Below are 6821 nucleotides of genomic sequence, written 5' to 3' on the forward strand. Positions count from 1 at the left end.
CCGCCAAGGAGCGGGTACGGCGCGGACGGCTGGCGCTGGACCTGCTGGCCCGTCACGGGGCGGACGGGGACATGGCGCCGCTCGGCTCCCGGCTGCCCGGCCGGCTCCAGCGGTTCGAAACGCATTCATAAATTTTCGGACACGCCCTCTTCACAGAAGAAGACGGAGCCCAACAGAATCACACATCAGAACCGTCTCGAGCGCCCGGCCCCTCCCGCACCGACATCGAGGAAGATGACCATGCGCAACCGCAGAGCCGCACTCGCCGCGATAGCCACCGCCGCCTCCCTGGCCCTCACCCTGACCGCCTGCGGCCAGAACAGCGAGGGCGGCAGCGAGCAGAGCAAGGGCAGCGGCGAAGACGCCACCATCGGCATCTCCATGCCGACCAAGTCCTCCGAGCGCTGGATCGCCGACGGCAACAACGTGGTCCAGCACCTGGAGGACAAGGGCTACAAGACCAAGCTGGTCTACGGGGAGGACGACCCCGACCAGCAGGTCTCCCAGATCGAGAACATGATCACGCAGGGTGTGGACGCCCTGATCATCGCGGCCATCGACAACAAGTCGATGAACAACGTCCTCCAGCAGGCCAAGGACGCCGACATCCCGGTCATCTCCTACGACCGGCTCATCCTCGGCTCGCCGGACGTCGACTACTACGCCTCCTTCGACAACGAGAAGGTCGGCGAGCTGCAGGGCACCTACATCGTCGAGAAGCTCGGCCTGAAGGACGGCGGCGAGAAGGGCCCCTTCAACATCGAGCTGTTCGCGGGCTCCAACGACGACAACAACACCCGCTACTTCTTCCAGGGCGCGATGAACGTCCTGCAGCCCTACATCGACAAGAAGCAGCTGGTCGTGCGGTCCGGCCAGACCGAGCTGACCCAGGTCACCACGCTGCGCTGGGACGGCGCCACCGCGCAGCGCCGCATGGACGACATCCTCACCAAGTCGTACAAGAGCGGCAAGGTCGACGCGGTGCTCTCGCCGTACGACGGCATCTCCATCGGCATCCTGTCGGCGCTGAAGTCGGACGGCTACGGCTCCAAGAACAAGCCGCTGCCGGTGGTCACCGGACAGGACGCCGAGGTCGCCTCGGTGAAGTCGATCATCGCGGACGAGCAGTCGATGACCGTCTACAAGGACACCCGCGAGCTGGCCAAGGTCGCCTCGAACATGGTCGACGCGCTGCTGAACGACAAGAAGCCCGAGGTCAACGACACCAAGACCTACGACAACGGGGCGAAGGTCGTGCCCGCCTACCTGCTCGACCCGGTCGCCGTCGACAAGGCCAACTACCAGCAGGCCGTCGTCGACTCCGGCTACATCAAGGAATCGGACCTCAAGTAACGCCCGCACCCTAGGGATTGGAAGGCACGACCATGGCGGGACCCGTCCTGGAAATGCGCTCGATCGTCAAGACCTTTCCCGGCGTCAAGGCGCTGTCGGACGTCACGCTGACCGTCCGGCAGGGCGAGGTCCACGCCATCTGCGGCGAGAACGGCGCCGGCAAGTCCACCTTGATGAAGGTGCTCTCCGGCGTCCATCCGCACGGCAGCTACGAGGGCGAGATCCTCTTCGAGGGAGAGCTCTGCCGGTTCAAGGACATCCGGGCGAGCGAGCAGCACGGCATCGTGATCATCCACCAGGAGCTGGCCCTGGTGCCGTTCCTGTCCATCGCGGAGAACATCTTCCTCGGCAACGAGCACGCCACCCGCGGGCTGATCAACTGGAACGAGACCCTGCGGCACGCCACCGAGCTGCTGCGCCGGGTCGGGCTGACCGACCACCCGGAGACCCGCGTCGCCGACATCGGCGTGGGCAAGCAGCAGCTGGTGGAGATCGCCAAGGCGCTGTCGAAGAAGGTGAAGCTGCTCATCCTCGACGAGCCGACGGCGGCGCTGAACGACGAGGACAGCGACAAGCTCCTCGATCTGATCCTGGAGCTGAAGAACCAGGGCATCACCTCGATCATCATCTCCCACAAGCTGAACGAGATCCGCAAGGTCGCCGACTCGGTGACGATCATCCGGGACGGCCGGTCGATCGAGACGCTCGACGTGAAGGACCCGGGCACCACCGAGGACCGGATCATCAGCGGCATGGTCGGCCGTGACCTGGACCACCGCTTCCCCGAGCGCACCCCGCACCACCCGGAGGAGGGCACGGCCCCCGCGCTGGAGATCCGGGGCTGGACCGTGCACCACCCGATCGACCAGCAGCGCAAGGTGGTCGACGACGTCTCGATCAACGTGCGGCGCGGGGAGATCGTCGGCATCGCGGGCCTGATGGGCGCCGGCCGCACCGAGCTGGCGATGAGCGTCTTCGGCCGCACCTACGGCCGTTACGCGGGCGGCACGGTCCTCAAGGACGGCCGGGAGATCCGGACGAAGACGGTCGCGGAGGCGGTGGCGAACGGCATCGCGTACGTCACCGAGGACCGCAAGCACTACGGCCTGAACCTGATCGACACCATCAACCGGAACATCTCGCTGACCGCGCTGGCGAAGGTCGCGAAGCGCGGCGTCGTCGACGAGCACGAGGAGCGCCAGGTCGCCGAGCGGTTCCGGAAGTCGATGAACATCAAGGCGCCGACGGTGTTCGAGCCGGTGGGCAAGCTGTCCGGCGGCAACCAGCAGAAGGTCGTCCTCAGCAAGTGGATCTTCGCCGGTCCGGACGTGCTGATCCTGGACGAGCCGACGCGCGGCATCGACGTCGGCGCCAAGTACGAGATCTACACGGTCATCGACAAGCTGGCCGCCGAGGGCAAGGCGGTCGTCTTCATCTCCTCCGAGCTGCCCGAACTGCTCGGCATGTGCGACCGCATCTACACGATGGCCGCCGGGCGGCTGACGGGTGAGTTCTCGCGGGCCGAGGCCTCGCAGGAATCGCTGATGCGCCAGATGACGAAGGACAAAGAGGTAACCCGATGAGCACGGATGTGACCGCCAAGAGCCCGGCCCCGGCGCCGCCGGGCGGCACCGGATCGGCGTCGGGCGGGGGCCTGCTCCACCTGGTGCTGGACGGCCTGCGACGCAACATGCGCCAGTACGGCATGCTGCTCGCCCTCGGTCTGATCGTGGCGCTGTTCGCCGTGTGGACCGACGGCGACCTGCTGCTGCCGCGCAACGTCTCCAACCTGGTCCTGCAGAACAGCTACATCCTGATCCTCGCGATCGGCATGATGCTCGTCATCATCGCGGGCCACATCGACCTGTCGGTCGGCTCGCTGACCGCGTTCGTGGGCGCGTTCGCAGCCGTACTGACCGTGCAGCACGACATCGCCTGGCCGGTGGCCGTCGTGCTGTGCCTGCTGGCGGGCGCGGTCGCGGGCGCGGCGCAAGGGTTCTTCATCGCGTATCTCGGCATACCGTCGTTCATCGTCACCCTCGCCGGCATGCTGGTCTTCCGCGGCATCACGGAGATCCTGCTGGAGGGGCAGACCCTCGGCCCGTTCCCGGACGGCCTGCAGAAGATGGGCAACGGCTTCCTGCCCGAGGTCGGACCCGAGACCAACTACCACAACATCACGCTGCTGCTGGGCTTCGTCCTGATCGCCTTCGTGGTCCTCCAGGAGCTGCGCGACCGCAAGCGCCAGCAGGAGTTCTCGCTGGACGTGGTGCCGTTGAACCTCTTCCTGCTGAAGCTGGTCGCCATCGCCGCCGCCCTGCTCACGGTCACCCTGCTGCTCGCCAGCTACAAGGGCGCGCCGATCGTCCTGCTGATCCTGGGCGCGCTGGTGGTCGGCTACGGCTACCTCATGCGCAACTCCATCTTCGGCCGGCACATCTACGCGATCGGCGGCAACCTGCCGGCGGCGAAGCTGTCCGGTGTGAAGGACAAGAAGGTCACCTTCCTGGTCTTCCTGAACATGGGCGTGCTCGCGGCCCTGGCCGGTCTGGCGATCGCCGCCCGGCTGAACGCGGCGTCCCCGAAGGCCGGCCTGAACTACGAACTCGAGGCGATCGCCTCGGCGTTCATCGGTGGCGCGTCCATGAGCGGCGGTGTGGGCACCGTCCTCGGCGCGATCATCGGCGGCCTGGTCCTCGGCGTGCTGAACAACGGCATGAACCTCCTCAGCGTCGGCACCGACTGGCAGCAGGTCATCAAGGGACTCGCCCTGCTGGCCGCGGTCGGGTTCGACGTGTGGAACAAGCGCAAGTCCGGTTCGTAAGTCAGCCGGGGCCCCGCCGGACGGCGGGGCCCCCTCCTCATCCGGGAGCCGCACTATGCACATGGACATGAGCAGACGTACCGTCATCGCCGGGGCGGCCGCCGCCGGTGTCACCGCCGCCCTCGGCGGCACCGCCCACGCCACGGGAGGCAGGAAGCCGGTGAAGGAGCTCTTCGGCAGGCTCGCCGACGGCACCAAGGTGTACCGCTGGTCGCTGGAGAACGGCGGCACGCGGATGAAGGTTCTCTCCTACGGCGGGATCGTCCAGTCCCTGGAGCTGCCGGACCGCCGCGGCCGGTACGCGAACGTCTCCCTCGGTTTCGACAACATCGAGGACTACGTCTCCTCCAGCCCCTACTTCGGCGCGCTCATCGGCCGTTACGGCAACCGCATCGACCAGGGCCGCTTCACCCTGGACGGCACGGCGTACCAGCTCTCCGTCAACGACGGCGAGCACAGCCTGCACGGCGGTGCGCAGGGCTTCGACAAGCGGGTGTGGGACGTCGAGCCGTTCACGCGGGGCTCCGATGTCGGCCTGCGCCTGTACCACACCAGCGCCGACGGCGAGATGGGCTACCCCGGCACCCTGAAGGCCGAGGTGACGTACACCCTCACCCGCGCGGGCGACTGGCGCATCGACTACGAGGCCACCACGGACAAGCCGACCGTCTGCAACCTCACCAGCCACGTCTACTTCAACCTGGCCGGTGAGGGCAGCGGCACCGTCTACGACCACGAGCTGTCCATCGCCGCCTCCCGCTACACCCCGGTCGACGCGGGCCTGATCCCCACGGGCGAGCTGGCGAAGGTGGCGGGCACCCCCTTCGACTTCCGCCGCACCAAGACCGTCGGCGAGGACATCCGGGACGCCCACCAGCAGCTGCTGTACGGCAAGGGCATCGACCACAACTGGGTCCTGGACAAGGGCATCACGGCCCGCCCCGAGCACATCGCCACGCTGCGCGACCCGCGCTCCGGCCGCACCATGAAGATCGCGACGACCGAGCCGGGCCTGCAGTTCTACTCCGGCAACTTCCTCGACGGCACCCTGGTCGGCAGCGGCGGCCGGATCTACCGGCAGGGCGACGCGCTCTGCCTGGAGACCCAGCACTTCCCGGACTCGCCCAACCAGCCGTCGTTCCCGTCGACGGTGCTGCGCCCGGGGCAGACGTACCGCTCGACGACGGTGCACTCGTTCGGCGCGTGACCGTGGGTGTCCCCCGCCCGTGCGGCAACGCACGTTTTCTTCACAGGAGTTGAACGGCGTCCCGCACGCCTTCGTATGTAAGGGCGGCCCGTGCTCCCCCGCGCGGGCCACCCACAGCACGGAGGTCCCCTTGCCTGACAACGTCACCTCGTTGTTCCGCAGCGGCGCCGCGCACAGCCCGTCGATGGCGGCGCTGACGCGGCAGGGCGGCGCTGACGGAGCCGGGCCGGTGGACTTCTGCATCCCCTGCAACCCGTACTTCCCCACCCCCGCGATGTTCGACGACATGGCGGCCAGGCTCCGGGACATCCTCACGTACTACCCGAGCAGCGCCGACACCGTCACCGCGGAACTGTGCGACCTGCTCCAGCTCCCGCCGCAGTGCGTGGCCATGGGCAACGGCTCCACGGAGCTGATCACCTGGATCGACCATCTGCTCGTCCGGGAGTCCCTGGCCGTCCCCGTCCCCACCTTCGGCCGCTGGACCGACCAGCCCATGGAGACCGGCAAGCGGGTCGACATGTTCCCGCTCCAGGAGTCCGGCGGCTTCGCCCTCGACCTCGCGCGGTACGCCGATTTCGTCCGCACGCGCGGGACGCGGGCCGTCGTCCTGTGCAACCCGAACAACCCGGACGGCGGCTATCTGCACCGGCACGCGGTCACGCAGTTCCTGGACGCGATGGCCGACCGGGACCTGGTCGTCGTCGACGAGTCCTTCCTGGAGTTCTGCGACGCCGAGAGCGAGCCCAGCGTGGTCCAGGAGGCGATGCTGCGCCCCAATGTGATCGTGCTGCGCAGCCTCGGCAAGAACTTCGGCCTGCACGGCATACGGTTCGGCTACCTCGTCGCCAACCCGGCGCTGGCCGGCAAGGTCCGCGCCATGCTGCCGAAGTGGAACATCAACTCGTTCGCGGAGCACGTGGTGTTCATGTTGCGCGAGCACGGCGCGGAGTACGCGCGCAGCCTCCAGCAGGTTCGCCGCGACCGCCTGGAGATGTCCGGCCGGCTGTCGGCCCTCCCCGGGCTGACGGTGTACCCCTCCCAGGGCAACTTCCTCTTCGTGCGCCTCCCCGTCGGCGCGGAGGGGACGGTGGTCCGGGACCGGCTGCTCACCGAGCACCGGATCCTGGTCCGCGAGTGCGGCAACAAGATCGGTTCGTCCAGCCGCTTCCTGCGGCTCGTGGTGCGCCCCCAGGTCGACGTGCGTCGCCTGGTGTCCGGCCTGGAACAGGTGCTCTACGGGACCAGGAGGGGAGCCGCCGTGTCCGAGCTGGGCAACGGGACCAGCTACAGCTCGGGCACGGCGGCGGTTGACCGGCTGGTCGGCGCGACCAACGGGACGGGCATGCAGGGCCTGACCGCGGGGCTGAACGCCGGGCCGGGCGTACCGCTGCCACCAGCCCAGAGCCCGCCGCAGCCCCGCGGTCAGGCCCTGCA

Annotated in this window: 5 protein-coding genes; all 5 read left to right on the plus strand. The window is 68.1% G+C overall.

The window, feature by feature from the left end; genetic code table 11:
* Nucleotides 1–240 precede the first annotated feature (240 nt).
* Nucleotides 241–1353 carry a multiple monosaccharide ABC transporter substrate-binding protein gene (chvE, locus tag CCN42_RS21860; protein ID WP_086738069.1) on the plus strand — a complete coding sequence of 371 codons (1113 nt, stop codon included), beginning with the start codon at nt 241–243 and terminating at the stop codon, nt 1351–1353.
* 32 nt (nt 1354–1385) lie between these two features.
* Nucleotides 1386–2936 (plus strand): multiple monosaccharide ABC transporter ATP-binding protein, encoded by a 1551-nt coding sequence (gene mmsA, locus CCN42_RS21865; protein WP_086168162.1) that lies wholly within the window; start codon nt 1386–1388, stop codon nt 2934–2936.
* Entirely contained in the window at nt 2933–4177 is a 1245-nt protein-coding gene (gene mmsB / locus CCN42_RS21870) for a multiple monosaccharide ABC transporter permease (RefSeq protein WP_086738067.1), read from the plus strand. The genes mmsA and mmsB overlap by 4 nt, the downstream gene beginning before the upstream one ends.
* A gap of 61 nt (nt 4178–4238) precedes the next feature.
* Nucleotides 4239–5384, plus strand: a complete 1146-nt coding sequence (locus CCN42_RS21875) for an aldose epimerase family protein (RefSeq protein WP_086738071.1) — start codon at nt 4239–4241, stop codon at nt 5382–5384.
* 130 nt (nt 5385–5514) lie between these two features.
* Nucleotides 5515–6821, plus strand: a 1307-nt coding sequence (locus tag CCN42_RS21880; protein WP_245877406.1) for a pyridoxal phosphate-dependent aminotransferase, incomplete at its 3' end; no start/stop codon positions are given.

The sequence above is a fragment of the Streptomyces glaucescens genome (assembly GCF_002154375.1).
In the GTDB taxonomy this organism is placed as follows: Bacteria; Actinomycetota; Actinomycetes; order Streptomycetales; family Streptomycetaceae; genus Streptomyces; species Streptomyces glaucescens.